This is a genomic window from Methylobacterium sp. D53M (assembly GCF_053345625.1).
The window spans coordinates 49586-67149 of record NZ_JBKFAL010000028.1; the positions used below are offsets into that span (position 1 = coordinate 49586).

At 72.7% G+C, this 17564-nt stretch carries 15 protein-coding genes; 10 read left to right on the forward strand and 5 right to left on the reverse strand.

Annotated elements, in window-relative coordinates:
* Positions 1–166 precede the first annotated feature (166 nt).
* Positions 167–421 (forward strand): hypothetical protein, encoded by a 255-nt coding sequence (locus tag ACLBYG_RS26835; RefSeq protein ID WP_026605300.1) that lies wholly within the window; start codon positions 167–169, stop codon positions 419–421.
* Between the two features lie 275 nt (positions 422–696).
* Here the strand turns inward: ACLBYG_RS26835 and ACLBYG_RS26840 are convergent, their stop codons facing one another.
* Both ACLBYG_RS26840 and ACLBYG_RS26845 read right to left on the reverse strand, forming a co-directional pair.
* A complete protein-coding gene (locus tag ACLBYG_RS26840; protein ID WP_447683484.1) occupies positions 697–2745 on the reverse strand; it encodes a methyl-accepting chemotaxis protein in 2049 nt (682 codons plus the stop codon).
* A 102-nt stretch (positions 2746–2847) separates the two neighbouring features.
* Entirely contained in the window at positions 2848–3207 is a 360-nt protein-coding gene (locus ACLBYG_RS26845) for a winged helix-turn-helix transcriptional regulator (RefSeq protein ID WP_020095505.1), read from the reverse strand.
* A 109-nt stretch (positions 3208–3316) separates the two neighbouring features.
* On the opposite strand from ACLBYG_RS26845, the gene ACLBYG_RS26850 reads away from it, so the two are divergent.
* Together ACLBYG_RS26850 and ACLBYG_RS26855 are read left to right on the forward strand one after the other, a co-directional pair.
* A complete protein-coding gene (locus ACLBYG_RS26850) occupies positions 3317–4336 on the forward strand; it encodes a zinc-binding alcohol dehydrogenase family protein (RefSeq protein WP_447683485.1) in 1020 nt (339 codons plus the stop codon).
* Positions 4337–4346: 10 nt separating this feature from the next.
* Positions 4347–4772, forward strand: a complete 426-nt coding sequence (locus ACLBYG_RS26855) for a cupin domain-containing protein (RefSeq protein ID WP_042671331.1) — start codon at positions 4347–4349, stop codon at positions 4770–4772.
* 4 nt (positions 4773–4776) lie between these two features.
* Here ACLBYG_RS26855 and ACLBYG_RS26860 read toward each other — a convergent pair whose 3' ends face one another.
* Positions 4777–5961, reverse strand: a complete 1185-nt coding sequence (locus ACLBYG_RS26860; RefSeq protein ID WP_447683486.1) for an MFS transporter — start codon at positions 5959–5961, stop codon at positions 4777–4779.
* A gap of 383 nt (positions 5962–6344) precedes the next feature.
* Here ACLBYG_RS26860 and uvrA point away from each other — a divergent pair, with 383 nt between their 5' ends.
* The 7 genes from uvrA to ACLBYG_RS26895 all read left to right on the forward strand — a co-directional run bounded on the left by uvrA (position 6345) and on the right by ACLBYG_RS26895 (position 16066).
* Complete coding sequence (uvrA, locus tag ACLBYG_RS26865) at positions 6345–9473, forward strand: excinuclease ABC subunit UvrA (RefSeq protein ID WP_103985044.1); 3129 nt, start codon at positions 6345–6347, stop codon at positions 9471–9473.
* A gap of 637 nt (positions 9474–10110) precedes the next feature.
* On the forward strand, positions 10111–11091 hold the full coding sequence (locus tag ACLBYG_RS26870; RefSeq protein WP_020095500.1) for a transporter: 981 nt from the start codon (positions 10111–10113) through the stop codon (positions 11089–11091).
* A gap of 275 nt (positions 11092–11366) precedes the next feature.
* On the forward strand, positions 11367–12341 hold the full coding sequence (locus ACLBYG_RS26875) for a S1C family serine protease (RefSeq protein ID WP_020095499.1): 975 nt from the start codon (positions 11367–11369) through the stop codon (positions 12339–12341).
* Positions 12342–12507: 166 nt separating this feature from the next.
* Positions 12508–12777 (forward strand): GCG_CRPN prefix-to-repeats domain-containing protein, encoded by a 270-nt coding sequence (locus ACLBYG_RS26880; RefSeq protein ID WP_020095498.1) that lies wholly within the window; start codon positions 12508–12510, stop codon positions 12775–12777.
* A gap of 283 nt (positions 12778–13060) precedes the next feature.
* Positions 13061–13207 carry a DUF1127 domain-containing protein gene (locus ACLBYG_RS26885; protein WP_020095497.1) on the forward strand — a complete coding sequence of 49 codons (147 nt, stop codon included), beginning with the start codon at positions 13061–13063 and terminating at the stop codon, positions 13205–13207.
* A gap of 90 nt (positions 13208–13297) precedes the next feature.
* Entirely contained in the window at positions 13298–14761 is a 1464-nt protein-coding gene (trmFO, locus tag ACLBYG_RS26890; protein WP_447683487.1) for a methylenetetrahydrofolate--tRNA-(uracil(54)-C(5))-methyltransferase (FADH(2)-oxidizing) TrmFO, read from the forward strand.
* A 102-nt stretch (positions 14762–14863) separates the two neighbouring features.
* Positions 14864–16066 (forward strand): Zn-dependent hydrolase, encoded by a 1203-nt coding sequence (locus tag ACLBYG_RS26895; RefSeq protein WP_091677322.1) that lies wholly within the window; start codon positions 14864–14866, stop codon positions 16064–16066.
* 46 nt (positions 16067–16112) lie between these two features.
* Here the strand turns inward: ACLBYG_RS26895 and ACLBYG_RS26900 are convergent, their stop codons facing one another.
* The gene (locus ACLBYG_RS26900; protein WP_091677325.1) at positions 16113–16832 is read right to left on the reverse strand and encodes a CatB-related O-acetyltransferase; all 720 of its coding nucleotides are present in this window, start codon (positions 16830–16832) and stop codon (positions 16113–16115) included.
* On the reverse strand, positions 16829–17564 hold a 736-nt coding region (locus ACLBYG_RS26905), incomplete at its 5' end, for a glycosyltransferase (protein ID WP_447683488.1). The genes ACLBYG_RS26905 and ACLBYG_RS26900, both read right to left, overlap by 4 nt.

The window sequence follows — 17564 nt, forward strand, 5'->3', positions numbered from 1 at the left end:
ACGGACGCGCGACGGGGACGCGGCCGGACCGGCACCCGATCGGTCCCGGCGAGACACGTTCGGAAACACGGAACCGCCACCGGAAGCCCTTCTTCCGCCTAGGCAATCTTCGCAACTTCCCGTAGAATAAGTCGCGAGGGGGGCGTCGTCTCGAGGGCTGCGCCGGATGTTGGACGATGCGTTTACCTACGGCGGCTGGGTCCTCGGCCTGATCGCCGTCGGCGTGTGGATCTGGCTCGCGCGGCGCGCCTTCCCGAGTTTCGAATCCTTCGTGACGGGCTTCGACGACGAGCTCCAGCTCGGCGCCAGCCCGGAGGAGCGCGCGCGCAGCGCGCGCTGGCGTCAGGTCCGTCAGGCCGCCATGGCCCTGACGGCCGTCGCGGCCCTGTGTCTGTCGATCGGCTTCGCGATTCCCGACTGATTCCCGACGGGGCCGGAAACCCGGAGGCGATCCGGCCCGGATCCCGCGCTGAAGCCCCGGGGTTCCGGGCGTGCACCGTCCCCGTGCCCTCTCGCGGCCGGCGCGGAGCCTTCGTGGCGGTCGGCTCGTTCGGCCTCGAAGTCCTGGATCGCTGTGCCGCCCAGGGAGCGCGGCGTGTCGTGGCGGCCGCAAGCCCGTCATCGGATCCCCGGGCCGCCTCGCGCCGAGACGGTTCCCGACGCCGCCAGAGGTCTCGACCCGCCGGAAGCCTCTCTTCAGGCCGCGCGGACCCGGGCCAGGAACCCTTCGACGGCGCCGCGCAGGTCGCCCGCCTGCCGGGACAGGTCGGCCGCCGCCCGCAGCACCTGGGCGGAGCCCTGGCTCGCCGTGCCGGCCGCCGCGCCGACACCCGCCATGTGGCCCGAGACGCCGCGTGTGTCCTGCGAGGTCTGCGCGGTGGTCCGGGCGATCTCCGCGGTGGCCGCGCCCTGCTGCTCGACCATGGCGGCGATCTCGGCGCCGATCCGCGCGAGGTCGCGGATCACCGCCGTGATGCCGCCGATCGACCGGACCGAGGCCTCGGTCGATCCGGTGATCTCCGCGACCTTGCCGGCGATCTCCTCGGTGGCCCTGGCGGTCTGCTCCGCGAGCGTCTTGACCTCGGCGGCCACCACCGCGAAGCCGCGGCCGGCCTCCCCGGCGCGGGCCGCCTCGATGGTGGCGTTGAGCGCCAGCAGGTTGGTCTGGCCGGCGATCTGCGAGATGATCGCGACGATCTCCCCGATGCTGCCGGCCGCCTGGGCGAGGCGGTGGACTTCCCCGGCCATGCCGTCGGCGCTCCGCGTGGCGTTCGCCGCGAGGTCCGCCGAGGACCCGACCTGCACGCCGATCTCCCGGACCGAGGCGGTGAGCTCCTCGGTGGCCGCCGCCACCGTGTCGGCCGAGCGGGCGGCCGAATCGGCCGACACCGCCACCGCCCGACTCAGATCGGTCGTGTCCTGGGCGGCCCGCGCCATCCCGTGCGCGGAGGCCTCCAGCTGGGCCGCCGCCGCCGAGACGGCCTCGACGATCCCGCCGACCTGGCGCTCGAAGCTGTCGGCGAGGCCGAGGGCGGCCGCGCGCTGGGCCGCCGCGGTCTCGGCGGCGAGCCGCTCCTGCGCGGCCCGGGCCGCCCGGCGCTCGGCGACGCTGTCGCGGAACGCCAGGGCGGCCGCGGCGATCGCCTGGACCTCGCGCGGCCCGCCGGTCGGGATGGTCAGGTCGGCCGTGCCCGCGTCCCGGCCGATCGCGGTCAGCACCCCGGCCATCCGGGAGAGCGGCCGGGCGATGGCCGTGCCGAGCCAGACCGCGAGACCGGCCGAGAGGGCGAACAGGGCGAGCCCGCCGGCGGCCCAGAGGGCCAGCATCCGCTCGGCGCGGGCGTGCGCCGCCCCCGCGGCCGCCATCAGGTCGGCGGTGAGCCGATCCTCCACGCCCTTGAGGGTGTCGATCCGCTGCGTGGCGAGGCGGAACCACCCCGGCGCGTCGCGGAAGGCCGGGGGCGTCCCCGGCATCGTCTCCTGCACGCCCGCGCGCAGGCGGGCGACCGCGCGGGACGGCTCGGTCGCCTCCGCGGCGTCGAGCAGGTTCGCCTGCTCCGCTTCGGCGCCGGCCCGGAACAGGCCGGCATAGGTTGCCTGGTCGGCCGCGAGGGTCGCGAGGCGGCGGGCGGCCGCGAGGTCGAGGGTGCCGGAGGCGAAGACCGCCGAGGCGGCGGCCCGCTCCTGGCCGGCGGCCTCCTTCAGCGCCAGGAAGGCCGCGTAGGCGTTCGCCCGGGCGGCGAGGCTGGCCTCGTCGATCGCGCCGCCCATGGCCCGCACCAGGCCGAGCCCCTCCCCGATCAGGCCCGTGTAGTAGGCCACGGCCTGCCGCGGGGCCGCCGTCAGGGCGTCGACCGCCCGGCGCTGCGCGGCCAGCCCGGTGAGCGCCCGCGCGAAGCCCTCACCGCGCGCCTGGAAGACCGGCCCGAAGCCCGTCGCGGCCTTCATGGCCTCGGGAAGCCCGGCGAGGGCCGCGTCGGTGCGTTCGCGCTGGGCCGCCAGTTCCGGGCCGAACTGCGCGCCCTTCGCGCCCAGGAACAGGCTCGAGGCGCCGCGCTCCCGCTGGGCCTCGTGCACGAAGGCGCTGATCCGGGAGGCGAGGCCGACCAGGCCCTCCACCCGGCCCATCTCGGCGCGGCGCGCCCACTGGTCCGACACGGCGAGGCCCGCCGCCCCCGCGAAGGCGAGGCACGGGGCGAGCGCCACCGCCAGGATGCGGGCGCGGAGCGAGGCGAGGATCGGCATCGGAAGTTCTGGAACCGTCCGGCGGGAGATGCGCCACCTTCCGGCCAAGTCATAAAGATCCGGTTATGTGGTCGCGCCCATATTCGGCACCGGTTTGCCCAATCAGGCGGCGTTTTGAGTCGTATCTGCCAATTCCGCGTGCAGATCACCCCAGGTCTTCAGCGCGCGGATGACCGGATCGAGGGACCGCCCCCGCTCGGTCAGGCTGTATTCTACCTTCGGAGGAACCTCGGCGTAGACCGTCCGGGTGATCAGGCCGTCGGCTTCCATTTCGCGCAGCTGGTTGGTGAGCATGCGCTGGGTCACGCTGGCGAGGCGCCGCCGGATCTCGTTGAAGCGCAGGGTCCCCTCCAGCAGATGGTAGAGGATCACGCCCTTCCACTTGCCGTCGATGAGCCGGAGCGTCGCCTCGACGGCGCAGCCGGGGCTGCAGGCGCCCGTGTGGCGGCGGGTGCGGGGCATGGGCTGTCTCCGACGGTATCATTTCCGGCACTAGTGGCGTTTTATGTGCGTACTTGCGGCCCGTGAAGGCGGGCGGCATCTCCTGCGGCGACACTCCGAGGAGATCACCATGCGCGCCGTCGGCTACCGCAAGTCCCTGCCGATCACCGATCCCGAGGCCCTGGTCGACTTCGACCTGCCCCAGCCCGAGCCCGGCCCGCGCGACCTGCTGGTGAAGGTCGAGGCGGTCTCGGTGAACCCGGTCGACACCAAGGTCCGGCGGCGGGCCGAGCCGGAGGAAGGCGGCACCAAGGTGCTCGGCTGGGACGCGGCCGGCACCGTCGTCGCCGCCGGCGCGGAGGTCCAGGGTTTCGCCGCGGGCGACGCGGTGTTCTACGCGGGCGACCTCACCCGGCCGGGGACGAACGCCGAATACCATTGCGTCGATGCCCGTATCGTCGGGCACAAGCCGGAGAGCCTCGACTGGGCGCAGGCCGCCGCCCTGCCGCTCACCGCGATCACCGCCTGGGAGACCCTGTTCGACCGGCTCGACGTGGACAAGCCGGTGCCGGGCGCGGCCCCGGCGATCCTGATCGTCGGCGGCGCGGGGGGCGTCGGCTCGGTGGCGATCCAGCTCGCCCGGGAACTCACCGACCTCACCGTGATCGCCACCGCGTCGCGGCCTGAGACGGCGGCCTGGTGCCGGGACCTCGGCGCCCACCACGTGGTCGACCATTCCAGATCCCTGGCGGCGGAGGTGGCGGCCCTGGGGATCGGCGCGCCGGGCCTCGTCTTCTCCACGACCAGCACCGACGCCCACCTCGCCGCGATCGTGGAACTGATCGCCCCGCAGGGCCGCCTCGCCCTGATCGACGATCCGGAGCGCCTCGACGTCGGGCTCCTCAAGCGCAAGAGCCTGTCGCTGCACTGGGAGTTCATGTTCACCCGCTCGATGTTCGCCACCGCCGACATCGCCGCCCAGGGTGCGCTCCTCGACGGGATATCCCGCCTCGTTGATTCCGGGCGCCTGCGCACCACCCTGGGGGAGCATTACGGGCGGATCGACGCCGCGAACCTGCGGCGCGCCCACGCGCTGGTCGAGAGCGGGCGCGCCAGGGGGAAGATCGTGCTCGAAGGGTTTTCCGATTGAGGAGGGCGTGATGGCGGACGCGGCGGGGACCGGCCTCTTCGACGTGACGGCGCTGGCGGCGGGTCTGCCCGACAGCGCCGAGACCCTCCTGGTCGACACCTACCTGACCGACCGGGAGGCGGCGAGCGCCCGGGTGTTCCGGATCTACCGGCCGACCCCGCCGCACTATCACGCCACCTGCGACGAGTACCTCTACTGCCTCTCGGGCCGGGGCCGGGTCTGGCTGGGCGATCCGGCCGCCGAGACGGCGTTCGGCCCGGGCCAGCTCCTGTTCTTCGAGAAGGGCACAGTCCACGCGATGCCGGCGCTCGAGCCCGGGGACCCGGTGGTGTTCCTGTCGATCGACACGCCCCGGCGGGCGCCGACCGACATCGTCTTCGTGAACCCGGAGGACGGGACGCCCGCCACCTTCATGGCGCGCAACGCCGAGGCGTGAGGGGTCACACCCGCAGGGACCGGCCGGCCGCCGCCACGCCGAGGAGCAGCGCCGCCACGATCAGCAGGGACGCGGGCAGGCCGAGCGCCTGCGCGGCGAAGCCGATCAGCGCGGGCCCCGCCAGCACCCCGGCATAGCCCAGCGTCGTCACCGCCGGCACCGCCACGCGCGCGGGCATCGCGGTCTGGCGCCCCGCCGCCGTGAACAGGACCGGGACGATGTTGGCGCAGCCCGCCCCGACCAGGGCGTAGCCGGCGAGCGCCGCCTCCCAGGCCGGGATGACGACCGAGAGCGCGAGGCCGGCCGCCGCCAGCAGGCCGCCGAGGATCACCACGGGCCGCCGGCCGAGGCGGGCCACGATCGCATCCCCGCCGAGCCGGCCGGCCGTCATGGTGACCGAGAAGGAAGCGTAGCCGAGCGCCGCCCAGGCCGGATCGAGCCCGCGCTGCTGGATCAGGAACACCGCGCTCCAGTCGAGGGCCGAGCCCTCGGTGAGGAACACCACGCAGCAGAGCAGGCCGAGGACCAGCACCGGGCCCCGGGGCAGCGCGAGGGCGGGACCGCCGCTGTCGCCGCCCCCTGCCCGGTCGGTCCGCAGGATGCCGGGCCAGGCCGCCGCGAACAGGGCCGCGATGCCCCCGACGAGCAGCAGCGCGCTCCAGCCCGCGCCGAGCCCGGCGGCCAGCAGGACGCTGGCGATCAGCGCCCCCAGGATGCAGCCGAGGCTGTAGAGGCCGTGGAAGCCCGACATCATCGGCCGCCCGCCGGCGCGCTCGACGGCGACGGCCTGCAGGTTCATGACGCAGTCCACCGCCCCCATCCCGGCCCCGAACAGCAGCAGCGCCCCGGTGAGCGGGACGAGCCCGGAGGCCAGGGCCAGGACCGGCAGGGCCAGGCCGAGCGCCAGCGTCCCGGCGAGCAGGACCGGCCGGTATCCCAGACGCGCGGCCGCCGCCCCGGCGCTCGGCATCGCCAGGAGCGAGCCGATGCCGAAGGTGAGGAGCAGCAGGCCGAGCCCGGCCTCGTCGAGGCCGGCGCGGTCCTTCACCAGCGGCACCAGGGGCGCCCAGGTGGCGTTGGCGAGGCCCACGATCAGGAACAGCAGCCGCGTGGACAGGCGCTGCTGGGTGGCCGTGCGGTCGTCGGAACCGCGGAGGGCGGCCGGATCGGTCAGGTCGAGCGCTGGCATCGATACGGGTCGGGATGTGGATCTGAGGGCGGGATACGGCGACGTGGATCTCGGCGCCCGCGGTGCAACACCGAAGGTGGGCCAAGGTTTGGCGAATCGAGCTACGGCGAAGCTGGGGCCACCGGACTCCGATCGCGGCCGCTGGCTCCACCGCGTCATCGCTTCGCTGCGCTCGCGAAGACGGTCGCGCGTTCACCGAGCGGTTGCCGACGTACGCGTTTCGTTCTAGCAAGGGCGGCGCATGACGGGCCTGCGTCCCGCCGGCCGCATCTTGCCGCGGGCCCCCTCGGGCTCGACATGAGCCGGAGCGGCGGCTGGCCCGCGCGCGAATCCGTCCGACTTCGTCGATGCCTCGGTCGACGCCTCGAAAGACCGCCGCCCTCATGGCCAAAGCCCAAGCTGGAAGTCGTGCCGCAAGCCGCGTCGGTGCTGCCCAAGCCGCACCGAAAGCTGCCGCCAAAGCGCCTTCCAAGACGGCTCCGAAAGCCCCGGCGACGGCCAAGGCGCCCCAGTCCAAGGTGCCCGAGTCCAAGCCGGTTCGCGCGAAATCCAGCTCCCCCGGCGCGCGGACCGAAGCCGCCATCGACGCCAAGCTGGAGGCCCTGTTCGACGCCGCGCCGGCCCCCGTCGAGGACCGGCGGGTCATCGCGATCCGCGGCGCCCGGGAGCACAATCTCAAGAACGTCGACCTGACCATCCCGCGGGACAAGCTCGTGGTCTTCACCGGGCTCTCGGGCTCGGGCAAGTCGTCGCTCGCCTTCGACACGATCTACGCCGAGGGGCAGCGCCGCTACGTCGAGTCGCTCTCGGCCTATGCCCGCCAGTTCCTGGAGATGATGTCCAAGCCCGACGTCGACCAGATCGACGGGCTGTCGCCGGCGATCTCGATCGAGCAGAAGACCACCTCGAAGAACCCCCGCTCGACCGTGGGGACGGTGACCGAGATCTACGACTACATGCGCCTGCTCTGGGCGCGGGTCGGCATCCCCTACTCGCCGGCCACCGGCCTGCCGATCGAGAGCCAGACCGTCCAGCAGATGGTCGACCGGGTGCTGGAACTGCCGGAGAAGACCCGGCTCTACCTGCTCGCGCCCGTGGTCCGCGGGCGGAAAGGCGAGTACCGCAAGGAGATCGCCGAATACCAGAAAAAAGGCTTCCAGCGGCTGCGCGTGAACGGCGAATACTACGCCATCGACGATGTGCCCAAGCTCGACAAGAAGTTCAAGCACGACATCGACGTGGTGGTGGACCGGATCGTGGTCCGGGCCGATATCGGCTCGCGGCTCGCCGAGTCCTTCGAGACGGCGCTGGAACTCGCCGACGGCGTCGCCGAGATCGTGTTCGCCGACGCCCCCGAGGGCGAGGCGCCGCGGACCGTCACCTTCTCGTCGCGCTTCGCCTGCCCGGTCTCGGGCTTCACCATCGCGGAGATCGAGCCGCGGCTGTTCTCGTTCAACAACCCGTTCGGTGCCTGCCCGACCTGCAGCGGCATCGGCCACGAGATGCGGATCGACCCCGAGCTGGTGATCTCCGACCCCGGCTTGAGCCTGAAGCGCGGCGCGGTCGGCCCCTGGGCGAAGTCGACCTCGCCCTATTACGGCCAGACGCTCGAGGCGCTCGCCGAGCATTTCGGCTTCAAGACGGGCGTCCCCTGGCAGAGCCTGTCGGAGACGGCCCGCGCCATCGTGCTCTACGGCTCGGGCAAGCAGGCGGTGCGCTTCGCCTACGACGACGGCTTGCGCAAGTACACGGTCAACAAGCCGTTCGAGGGCGTGATCCCGAACCTGGAGCGCCGCTACAAGGAGAGCGACTCGGACGCCGTGCGCGAGGAGATCGGGCGCTTCATGAGCGAGACGCCCTGCGCCGCCTGCGGCGGCAAGCGGCTGAAGCCCGAGGCTCTGGCCGTGAAGGTCGCCATGGCGGACATCGCCGACGTGACCGCCCTCTCGGTCTCCGAGGCGCACCGGTGGTTCTCGGACCTGCCCGGGAAGCTGACTGCGAAGCAGAACGAGATCGCGGTCCGGATCCTGAAAGAGATCCGCGACCGGCTGAGCTTCCTGGTGGATGTCGGCCTGGAATACCTGACGCTCGCCCGCGGCTCCGGCTCGCTCTCGGGCGGCGAGAGCCAGCGCATCCGCCTCGCCTCGCAGATCGGCTCCGGCCTGACCGGCGTGCTCTACGTGCTGGACGAGCCCTCGATCGGCCTGCACCAGCGCGACAACGAGCGGCTGCTCGGCACGCTCAAGCGCCTGCGCGACCTCGGCAACTCGGTGATCGTGGTCGAGCACGACGAGGACGCGATCCTGCAGGCCGATTACGTGGTCGATGTCGGCCCGGGCGCCGGCATCCACGGCGGCGAGATCATCGCGCAGGGCACCCCCGCGGAGGTGCTGGCGAACCCCGCCTCGCTCACCGCCAAGTATCTCACGGGCGCGATGGCGGTGCGCACCCCGACCGCCCGCCGCAAGGGCCGGAAGGGCAAGCTCGGCCTGTTCGGCGCGCGGGGCAACAATCTCAAGGACGTGGACGTCGAGATCCCGCTCGGCACCTTCACGTGCATCACCGGCGTCTCGGGGGGCGGCAAGTCCACCCTGGTGATCGACACCCTCTACAAGGCCGTCGCCAAGAAGCTGAACGGCGCCCTGGAGCACCCGGCCCCCTACGGGCGGCTGGAGGGGCTGGAGCACCTCGACAAGGTCATCGACATCGACCAGTCGCCGATCGGGCGCACGCCGCGCTCGAACCCCGCCACCTATATCGGCGCCTTCACGCCGATCCGCGACTGGTTCGCGGGCCTGCCGGAGGCCAAGGCGCGGGGCTACCAGCCCGGGCGCTTCTCGTTCAACGTCAAGGGCGGGCGCTGCGAGGCCTGCTCGGGCGACGGCGTCATCAAGATCGAGATGCACTTCCTGCCGGACGTCTACGTCACCTGCGACGTCTGCAAGGGCAAGCGCTACGACCGCGAGACCCTGGAGGTGAAGTACCGGGGCAAGTCCATCGCCGACGTGCTCGACTCCACCGTCGAGGAGGCGGCCGAGCTGTTCAAGGCGGTGCCGGCGATCCGCGACAAGCTCGAGACCCTGAAGCGGGTCGGCCTGCACTACGTCCATGTCGGCCAGCAGGCCACCACCCTGTCGGGGGGCGAGGCGCAGCGCGTGAAGCTCTCCAAGGAGCTGTCGAAGCGCGCCACCGGCCGCACCCTCTACATCCTCGACGAGCCGACCACCGGCCTGCACTTCCACGACGTCGCCAAGCTCATGGAGGTGCTCCACGAGCTGGTCGACCAGGGCAACACCGTGGTGGTGATCGAGCACAACCTCGAAGTGATCAAGACCGCCGACTGGGTGATCGACATGGGCCCCGAGGGCGGCGACGGCGGCGGCCGGGTGGTGGCGCAGGGCACGCCGGAAGAGATCGCCCGCGCCAAGGCCAGCCATACCGGCCGGTTCCTGCGCGAGGTGCTGGAGCGGCGGCCCGCCTCACCCGCGAGCCGCGGTCGCGCCGCGGAGTAGCGCGGCGGCGGAGGGGGCGGACCTTCCGGGCGCGGGCGTCGCACGCATCGGCGTCCGTGCCGGACGCGCCCCCGCCCCTGCAGTGAGGGCGCGCAGGTCTGCGGATTCGTGCGGGCGCGGGTCCGACGCGACGATCACCCGCTCCCGGGCCGGCGCGGCAGTTTCTGCCGGGTCTCGGCCGGACCCCGCGCCCGCGGACGGTGATTCGAGCGGCCGGATCCGGCTCCGGACCCGCCGCCGACCGGCTCGGAGCCGGATCCCGGCCCGCGCGTCCGGACCGGCGGCCTGCCCGATCACCTTCCCGCCTTTGCCGGATTCTCCCGCGGCCCGGGCCGGCAACAGCTTGACCGTTCAACGATATTTTGCCGAAACCGCGGTCCGAGCAGGGTCTGTGGACAGTGTTGCATCGCCGCAAAAATGCGGCTTTTGCGCAACGGTTCGGCCGGTTGTGGCGTTTCGGCGAGCATTCCACTGTCTTTCCGCAGGTCTCTGTAGAATAGTCGCAGACGTTGAGACGGGCAGGCTCCGTGGGGGCGCTCGGCAGGTCCGAAGCCGGCAGCCGCGATAGGCGAGCAGACCGGCAGGGAAGTGCCGAATGCGGGACGGACGCCGTATGACCTTGGGAAGGAATGAGAAAATGATGAAGAACTGGCTCGCGGCCGGCACGGTCGCGCTCACGGTCGGCATGACCTCGACGATCGCGCAGGCGCAGACCACGACGGTTCCGGGCGAGCAGGTCGGCCTCGCCGTCGGCGCGCCGCTGCCGGAAGGCCTCTACGCGATCAACACGTTCACCTATCGCCGCACCGACGCGCCGAACTCGCCCGACACGGCCGTCAACATCCCGGTCCTGGTCTGGTCGACCCCGTTCGTGCCGTTCGGCGGCCGCGTCGAGCTGCTCGTGGCGCCCCCGACCGTGTTCGCCTTCACCCGCAACCCGGCGGGCGTGCGCAACAAGGACATCTCGATCAACGTCGGCACCTTCGTCGGCGGCATCTGGGCCTTCGACCTCGGCAACAACTTCGGCGTCAGCTTGCTCGGCGGCGCCTACCTGAACGACCTGAACGGCGACCGCGGCTCGATCATCACCGCGAACGGCACGACGGCCACCCCGGTCCTGCCGCAGCTCTCCTCCAACACCTACCGCTTCGGCATCGCCGGCAGCTACACGGGTGACGGCTGGAACATCACCGCCAACCTGACCGCCAACATCTACGACTCGCCCGGCCGCTTCCCCGGCCAGGTCGGCGCCGCCATCGGCCCGATCCGCCTGTCGGACGCCCTGAACTTCGACCTCACGGCGACCAAGAAGTTCGGCAACTTCGAGATCGGCCCGATCGCCTACGGCACCTACAACTTCGACATCAGCCAGGCCAGCGCCGCGGCCGGGAACCGTGGCCGGTTCGCCCTCGGCGGTCTCATCGGCTACGACTTCAAGATCTTCACCGTCCAGGCCTACGTTGCCCGCGACGTCGTGACCGGCGCGCAGTACACCAACGCGTTCGGCCGCACCCGCGACAACTACTCCACCGACGGCTGGATCCGGTTCATCGTGCCGCTCTACTCGCCGACCCCGGCCGCCGCGCCGGTCCCGGCGCCGCTGGTCCGCAAGTACTGAGATCCTTCCGAGACACCGGGCTCCCCGCCGCCGCGCGGCGGGGGCTCCCGGATCTCCGACAGGCCGTCCTCCGGGACGGCGCGCCGCCCGGCTCCGCCGGGCGGTTTTTCTTTGTGCCGGTGCCGCCGCGGGCCGCACCCGGCCGCCCCGGGCGGGCCCGTGCCACGGGTCGCAGCCGGCCGCGGGTGACGCGGGCGGCGCGGACATCCTATGGTGTGCCGATGGCGCGGCTCCGGGGCCGACCGGAGCGCAGGCGGACGAGCCGAAGGATTGTCATGGCGACGCAGGGCGAGTGGAAGATCCCCGCGCAGGCCCAGCCCAGGCCCGCGGATTACGGCTACGACCTCGACCGGGCGCTCTCCGCGGTCCTGGCCCTGTCGGCGCGGATCCCGGACAGCGCGTTCACGGCCGAGACGCTCGGCACCGAGCGCGCCGGCAACGGCGTGGTGATCCGCGAGGACGGGCTGGTGCTCACCATCGGCTACCTCGTCACCGAGGCCGAGAGCGTCTGGCTCACCACCCGGGACGGCCGCTCGGTGCCCGGCCACGTCCTCGGCTTCGACGCCGCCACGGGCTTCGGCCTGGTCCAGGCGCTCGGCGATCTCGGCGTGCCGGCCCTCCCGCTCGGCCACTCGGCCGGACTCAAGACCGGCGACCGGGCCGTGCTGGCCGGGGCGGGCGGGCGCCAGCGCTGCGTCGCCGTCGAGGTCGTGGCCCGGCAGGAATTCGCCGGCTACTGGGAGTACGTCCTCGACGAGGCCCTGTTCACCGCCCCCGCGCACCCGCACTGGGGCGGGACCGCGCTGATCGGCCCCCAGGGCGACCTGCTGGGCATCGGCTCGCTGCAGCTGCAGCAGGGCGGCGGCGGCGCGGCGCGGCCGATCAACATGGTCGTGCCCATCGATCTGCTGACGCCGATCCTCGAGGACCTCGCCACGCGCGGGCGGGCCGACCGGCCGCCCCGCCCCTGGCTCGGCCTCTACGCCACCGAGAGCGAGGAGGGCATCGTCGTGATGGGCCTCGCCGATAACGGCCCGGCCGAGACCGGCGGCCTCCAGGCCGGCGACGTGATCGAGGCGGTGGCCGGCGAGCCGGTGGCCGACCTCGCCGCCCTGTTCCGGAGCGTCTGGGCCCTGGGCGAGGCCGGGGTGCGGGTCCCCCTCACGATCCGCCGGGAGGGGCGCGGCGTGAAGCTCGCCCTCGTCTCCGGGGATCGGGAGCGGTTCCTGCGCACGCCCTCGCTGCACTGAGGCCGCGACCCGGAGCGTGCAACCTTCGCGCTCCGCGCGGCGTTGCCGCGGCGCCGTCGCGGGCCTGTACCGGACACAACCTACGGCTCAGCGACGGTTCAGGTGGCGGGACCGAATCTCGAACGACCGGCTCCCGATCCGCCGGAAACGTTGAGGAGATCCAGTCATGACGATTCTGAGCGCACCGCGCGCGAAGGCACTCGTGATGGCCGCCGCGATCGCCGGCGGCCTCGGGCTCGCGGGGTCTGCCGAGGCGGCCGGGGGCTGCGGCCCCGGCTTCCATCCCAATCCGTGGGGCATCTGCCGGCCGAACTGGGGCCCCCGGCCCTACGGCTACTGGCGGCGCCCGGTCTATTACGGCGGGTACGGCGGTTACTACCGGCCGCGGCCCTTCTACCGGCCCTACGGCTTCTACGGGCCGCGCCCGTTCTACTGAGCTCCCGTCCGAGCCCGTCAGACGGCATGCAGGGCGTCCCGCCGACCGGCGGGGCGCCCTTCGCGCGTGCGGAAGGCCCTTCTTCGCCCTGCATGCGCACAAAGAATGACCATCCGGAAACCTTGCCGGTTTCTTAAGCCGGTTATGCGATTTTCGCAGGTCTGGTGCTTGACCTTGCGACTCCTGCTGCGCTGCGGCGCGATTATATGTGCGTTGCACCAACAAGAGGCAGCGATGCGCAATGGGGCGCCATCGTCTGCCCGAGCAGAGGTCACAGCACACCATGTCCGCCGCCCGTAGCGTCCTGAGCCGCGTCCGCGCCTATCTCCGGTACCGCGACACCGTCACCCAGCTGTCCCGCCTGTCGGACCGCGATCTTGCCGATCTCGGCATCAACCGCAGTGAGATCCGCGGCGTCGCCCGCGTCTGATCCCCGCGTCCGCGCCACAGCGCCCGAGACGAATGCCCCGAAGGACCGCCGCCCGTTGATCCGGACGGCGGTCCTTCGCTATTCTCGGACATGACACAGACCATCCACATCGTCGGCGGCGGCCTCGCCGGATCCGAGGCCGCCTGGCAGGTGGCCGAAGCCGGGCACCGCGCCGTGATCCACGAGATGCGCCCGGTGCGCGGCACCGAGGCGCACCGCACCGACGGGCTGGCCGAGCTCGTCTGCTCCAACTCGTTCCGGTCGGACGACCCCGAGGGCAACGCCGTCGGGCTGCTGCACCAGGAGATGCGCTCCTTGAGCTCGCTGATCATGCGGGCGGCCGACGCCAACCAGGTGCCGGCGGGCGGGGCGCTGGCGGTCGACCGCGAGGGCTTCTCCGCCGCGGTGACCCGGGCCCTGGAGCAGCACCCGAACGTCACCCTCGTCCGCGGGGAGGTCGAGGGCCTGCCGCCGGAGGAATGGGGCCCCTGCATCGTCGCCACCGGCCCGCTCACCGCGCCGGCGCTGGCCGAGGGCATCCGCGGGCTCACCGGCGCCGAGTCGCTGGCCTTCTTCGACGCGATCGCGCCGATCGTCCACCGCGACTCGATCGACATGGACGTGGCGTGGTTCCAGTCCCGCTACGACAAGCCGGGACCCGGCGGCACGGGCGCGGACTACCTCAACTGCCCGATGACCCGGGAGCAGTACGATTCCTTCGTGGCCGCCCTCGTGGCGGGCGAGAAGATCGGGTTCAAGCAGTGGGAGGGCACGCCCTATTTCGACGGCTGCCTGCCCGTCGAGGTCATGGCCGAGCGCGGCCCCGAGACGCTGCGCCACGGGCCGATGAAGCCCGTGGGGCTCACCAATCCCCGCGACCCGCTGGTCAAGCCCTGCGCGATCGTGCAGCTGCGCCAGGACAACGCGCTGGGCACCCTGTACAACATGGTCGGCTTCCAGACGAAGCTGACCTACGCCGAGCAGGTGCGGGTCTTCCGCATGATCCCCGGCCTGGAGCGGGCCGAGTTCGCCCGCCTCGGCGGCCTGCACCGCAACACCTACCTCGACAGCCCGCGCCTCCTCGACGCCACCCTCCGGCTGCGGGCCCGTCCGACCTTGCGCTTCGCCGGGCAGATCACCGGCTGCGAGGGCTACGTCGAGAGCGCCGCGGTCGGGCTGATGGCCGGCCGCTTCGCCGTCGCGGAGGCGGCCGGCGACCCCCTCGCCCCCCTGCCCCAGAGCACGGCCCTCGGCGCGCTCATCGCCCACATCACCGGCGGCCACCTGATGGCGGACGGGGAGGCCAACGCCCCGCGCTCGTTCCAGCCGATGAACGTGAATTTCGGCCTGTTCCCGCCGCTCGAGCGGGCCCCCCGCAACGAGACCGGCCGGCGCCTGCGCGGACCCGAGAAGGCGGCGCTGAAGAAGCGCGCGCTCACCGACCGGGCCCGGGCCGATCTCGCCGCCTGGCTGGAGGGCGCGGGGGGCGGTGCGCGGGGTGGCGCGCAGGGTGGCGCGCAGGGCGCGGCCTCGAGACCTGCGGCGGCGGAATAGCGGGCCGCACGGGGCTTGCACCGCCGGAGGCCTCCTCACGTGGCCGCCTCACTCGGCCTCAACACTTGGCCACAACACTTGGCCTCATCGCCTGGGCTCACCATGACCGCGATCGACACCCGGGCCTTCCTGGCCGACCTGTACGAACTGCGCGAGATCGGCCGGTTCCGCACCGGCGTCCACCGGCCGACCTTCTCGGCCGACGACATGGAATCCCGGCGCTGGCTGATGGCCCGGCTCGAGGCCTGCGGCCTGGAGGCCTCCATCGACGGGATCGGCAACGTGCTCGGGCGCCACCGCGGGCCGGGCCCGCACCTGCTGGTCGGCAGCCACATCGAGACGCAGAACGAGGCCGGCTGGCTCGACGGGGCGCTGGGCGTCGTGGCCGGGGTCGCTCTGGCCCGCGCCGGGCTGCCCGTCGACGTCGTCGCCTTCGCGGACGAGGAGGGGCACTTCTCGGGGGGCTTCCTGGGCAGCCGCTCGGCGATCGGCGACCTGACCGAGGCCGAGATCGACGAGGCCCGCAACCGCACCGACGGCACGCCGCTCCGCGCCGCGCTCGCGAGCGCCGGCCTCGCCGGCCTGCCCCGGACGCGGCTCGACCCGGACCGCTACCGCGGCTTCCTGGAGATGCACATCGAGCAGGGCACGCAGCTCGAATCCGCAGGCCTGCATCTCGGCGTGGTGAGCGGCATCGTGGCGATCTGGCAGTTCCGGATCGACTTCGCCGGCAACCAGGACCACGCGGGCGGCACCACCATGGCGGAGCGCCGGGACGCGGGTCTCTCGGCGGTGCGGCTGCTCGCGGCGATCGACCGGGAATTCCCGAAGGTCTGCGGGCCGCGCAGCACCTGGACCACGGGACGGATCACCCTGGATCCCGGCGGCTTCAGCATCATCCCGGGGCGGGCCGAGGTGTATTTCCAGTTCCGCGACGTGGCGATGCCCGTGCTGGAGCGGATGGAGGCCTGCCTGGAGGCGCTGGTGCGGGACTCGAACCGGCGCGAGCGCTGCCCGGCCACGCTGACGGCCCTGGCCAAGGCGATCCCCGCCCCCTGCGACCCGGCCCTGATGCGCGCCCTCTCGGAGGCGGCCGAGAGCGTCTGCCCCGGCGGGTGGCAGGTGATGCCGTCGGGGGCCGGGCACGACGCCCAGAACGTCGCCCGGATCCTGCCGGCCGCGATGCTGTTCGTGCCCTCGATCGGCGGCATCAGCCACCACTGGGCGGAGGATACCAGCGACGCCGACCTCGCCCTCGGCGTGCGGGCCCTCGGCGACGCGGCGGCGCGGGTGCTGGCGGGCTGAGCGTGCCGCTGCGGACGCCCCGGCGCGTCCCGGCGGGCGCCGGGCCTCAGGCGCCCGGCACCAGCGACCGGATCGGGATCAACTCCGGCCGGTATTCCTGCATGCCGCCGGCGATCCGCTCCTCGACGGCGTCGATGAACCGCTCCGGGTCGGTGATCGAGCACTGGCGCAGGTCCCAGAAGGCGTAGCGCCACCATTGCACCTTCAGGTAGCGCTCGATCAGCGCGTCCGGGAAGCGCATCTTCACGATCCGGGCGGGGCTGCCGGCCACGATCGCGTAGGGCGGCACGTCCTTGGTCACCACCGCCATGGCGCCGATCACCGCCCCGTCGCCGATCGTGATGTCGGGCATCAGGAAGGCGCCGTGGCCGATATAGACGTCGTTGCCGATGCGCACGCGCTTGGGCCAGAGATACGGGCCGGAGATCTCGTAATCCTCCGCCCGCGGGTCGATGCGGTCGAACACGGCCGAGTGGTGCGTGTAGAACAGCGGCGAGGTCGAGCCGCACTGGACCGGGTGGCTGCCGCGCCCGACCTGGACGCTCTCGCCGATCGAGCAGTAGCGGGCGATGTCGGCCCCGAAATAGTAGCCGCTGACCGCGTACGAGAACGCCCCCATGGTGAGGCAGTAATCGACGCCCATCCACTTGATGCTGCACGGCGGCTCGAAGACGCAATCCTCCGGCAGGCCGAACGGGGCCGGGTGCAGCACCGAGATGCCGCGGCGCAGCATCTCCTGCTTCATGTCCTCGTTGACGGAGATCATGCGGCGTCCTCGTCGCTGGGGTGCCCGGTCCCGGCCGGCGCCGGGTCCAGGCCGTAATAGTCGCCCATCAGGTCGCCGTAGGTGGCGGCCCGGATCGGCACGGTGAGCCGGCCCGCGGCCGAGACGTCGATGGCGAGCAGGCGGTCGTTGAAGGCGGCCGGATCGGTGGCCAGCGCGCCGGGGAGCAGGTGCCCGTTCGGGTAGGCGCGCAGCCGCTCGGCCGGCGCGCCGAGGTCGAAGGCCGCCACCGGCAGGCCGGTGCGCAGCGCCAGGGTCAGCGCGTACGAGTAGGTCTCGGGCCAGATCGCCGGCAGCAGCACGAGGTCGGCCGAGAGCCGCCAGACCAGGTCCAGGGCCTCGTGGTCCCCGGAATAGCGCCCGGTCTGGGCGACCCCGACGCGCTCCAGGCCGATCGCCAGGGCCGGGTCCGAGTAGCCCACGATCGCGAAGTGCAGCGGCAGGTCGCGGTCCCGCGCGTCGGTGGCGAGCGCCTGCAGGAACAGGCCGCCCTTCGTGGCGCTGATCGCGCCGAGCACGGCGACGCGGCGGATTCGGCCGGGCCGCTGGAGGCTGGTGTCACGCACCGACCGCTCCGGCTCGACATGCGGCCGCACCGTGACCGACAGATCCGGGTACACCGTGCGGATCCGGGCCGCCGTGTCGGAGGACGGCGCGAACACCCGCGCGGCGCCGGCCAGGAACGCCCCGAACGCCGCCCGCCGCTCGCCCGGG

What these genes read in the sequence shown, in the direction of transcription:
- ACLBYG_RS26835 (WP_026605300.1), top strand. Translation starts at nt 167, where the DNA reads ATGTTGGACGATGCGTTTACCTACGGCGGCTGGGTCCTCGGCCTGATC.
- ACLBYG_RS26840 (WP_447683484.1), bottom strand. Translation starts at nt 2,745, where the DNA reads ATGCCGATCCTCGCCTCGCTCCGCGCCCGCATCCTGGCGGTGGCGCTC.
- ACLBYG_RS26845 (WP_020095505.1), bottom strand. Translation starts at nt 3,207, where the DNA reads ATGCCCCGCACCCGCCGCCACACGGGCGCCTGCAGCCCCGGCTGCGCC.
- ACLBYG_RS26850 (WP_447683485.1), top strand. Translation starts at nt 3,317, where the DNA reads ATGCGCGCCGTCGGCTACCGCAAGTCCCTGCCGATCACCGATCCCGAG.
- ACLBYG_RS26855 (WP_042671331.1), top strand. Translation starts at nt 4,347, where the DNA reads ATGGCGGACGCGGCGGGGACCGGCCTCTTCGACGTGACGGCGCTGGCG.
- ACLBYG_RS26860 (WP_447683486.1), bottom strand. Translation starts at nt 5,961, where the DNA reads ATGCCAGCGCTCGACCTGACCGATCCGGCCGCCCTCCGCGGTTCCGAC.
- uvrA (WP_103985044.1), top strand. Translation starts at nt 6,345, where the DNA reads ATGGCCAAAGCCCAAGCTGGAAGTCGTGCCGCAAGCCGCGTCGGTGCT.
- ACLBYG_RS26870 (WP_020095500.1), top strand. Translation starts at nt 10,111, where the DNA reads ATGATGAAGAACTGGCTCGCGGCCGGCACGGTCGCGCTCACGGTCGGC.
- ACLBYG_RS26875 (WP_020095499.1), top strand. Translation starts at nt 11,367, where the DNA reads ATGGCGACGCAGGGCGAGTGGAAGATCCCCGCGCAGGCCCAGCCCAGG.
- ACLBYG_RS26880 (WP_020095498.1), top strand. Translation starts at nt 12,508, where the DNA reads ATGACGATTCTGAGCGCACCGCGCGCGAAGGCACTCGTGATGGCCGCC.
- ACLBYG_RS26885 (WP_020095497.1), top strand. Translation starts at nt 13,061, where the DNA reads ATGTCCGCCGCCCGTAGCGTCCTGAGCCGCGTCCGCGCCTATCTCCGG.
- trmFO (WP_447683487.1), top strand. Translation starts at nt 13,298, where the DNA reads ATGACACAGACCATCCACATCGTCGGCGGCGGCCTCGCCGGATCCGAG.
- ACLBYG_RS26895 (WP_091677322.1), top strand. Translation starts at nt 14,864, where the DNA reads ATGACCGCGATCGACACCCGGGCCTTCCTGGCCGACCTGTACGAACTG.
- ACLBYG_RS26900 (WP_091677325.1), bottom strand. Translation starts at nt 16,832, where the DNA reads ATGATCTCCGTCAACGAGGACATGAAGCAGGAGATGCTGCGCCGCGGC.